Annotated in this window: 1 protein-coding gene; it reads left to right on the forward strand. The window is 41.4% G+C overall.

Annotated elements, in window-relative coordinates; genetic code table 11:
* Positions 1-145: 145 nt before the first annotated feature.
* Complete coding sequence (locus tag AAIR21_RS27665) at positions 146-1,279, forward strand: ISAs1 family transposase (protein WP_335207990.1); 1,134 nt, start codon at positions 146-148, stop codon at positions 1,277-1,279.
* Positions 1,280-1,289: the final 10 nt, after the last annotated feature.

Here is a 1,289-nt window from a genome sequence, read left to right on the forward strand (position 1 = left end):
CAGGGAAAGATCACGTAACGAGTGTTTTTTGAACAATTGGTCGTATATTTATCAACCAATGGTAAACCAAATCTTTGAATCAATATTCATCTTAGATTAAACATGATCAGATGCTCGCCATGCGAAGTTAAATGGAAGCTGTGCAATGAATCTTGAAGATTTAATGAAACATATAACTATTATTCCTGATTACCGCCAGTCATGGAAAGTTGAGCATAAATTATCAGATATCCTTCTTCTGACTATATGTGCAGTTATAGCAGGAGCCGAAGGTTGGGAGGATATCGAGGATTTTGGCCATGTTCATATTGATTTTCTGAAGCTATACGGTGAATTTGATAACGGAATTCCTGTACATGATACGATCGCCAGAGTGGTGAGTTGCATCAGTCCTAAAAAATTTCATGAGTGTTTTATTAACTGGATGAAAGAATGCCACTTAGTAGATGAGGATGTAATTGCTATAGATGGAAAAACACTGCGCGGCTCTTACGATAAAAGCAGACGACGCGGTGCGATTCATGTAATCAGTGCGTTTTCAACGATGAGTGGAGTTGTGCTCGGTCAGCTCAAAACCGATGAAAAGAGCAATGAGATAACTGCCATGCCTCAGTTGATAGATTTACTTGATCTGAAAGGAAAAATCGTCACTACCGATGCCATGGGGTGCCAGAAGGATATTGCTGAAAAGATCAGAAGTCGTGAAGGCGATTACCTGCTTGCAGTTAAAGGGAATCAAGGAAAGTTATACCGTGCAATAGAAGAAGCCTTTCCAGTGAAGCGAATTAATGATCCATCCCTGGATAGTTTCGTGACGGAAGAGAAAAATCATGGACGAAAGGAAACAAGATTACATGTTATCAGTAATATCCCTGACGAATTAATCGACCATACATTCGCCTGGAAGGATTTAAGAAAAGTAGGAGTTGCAGTGTCTTTTCGTTCGGAAATAAATGACGATAAGAAAGAGCCCGAAATGCAGGTGCGTTATTACATTAGTTCTGCTGATTTATCTGCAGAAAAGTTTGCTTCAGCCATGAGAGGCCATTGGTCGATTGAGAACAAGCTGCACTGGCGTCTGGATGTTGCAATGAACGAAGACGATTGTCGTATAAGAAGAGGTGATGCTGCTGAATTGTTTTCAGGGATAAGACATATCGCGGTGAATATATTATCCCAGAACAAAGAGTTCAAGGCAGGACTGCGCAGAAAAATGCGTCGTGCAGCGATGGACAGGAAGTATCTCGCGTCAGTCCTTGCGGGCTGCGGGGTTTCGTAATCTTTCCCTG

Source organism: Enterobacter sp. PTB, assembly GCF_051130085.1.
Lineage (GTDB): Bacteria > Pseudomonadota > Gammaproteobacteria > Enterobacterales > Enterobacteriaceae > Enterobacter > Enterobacter ludwigii.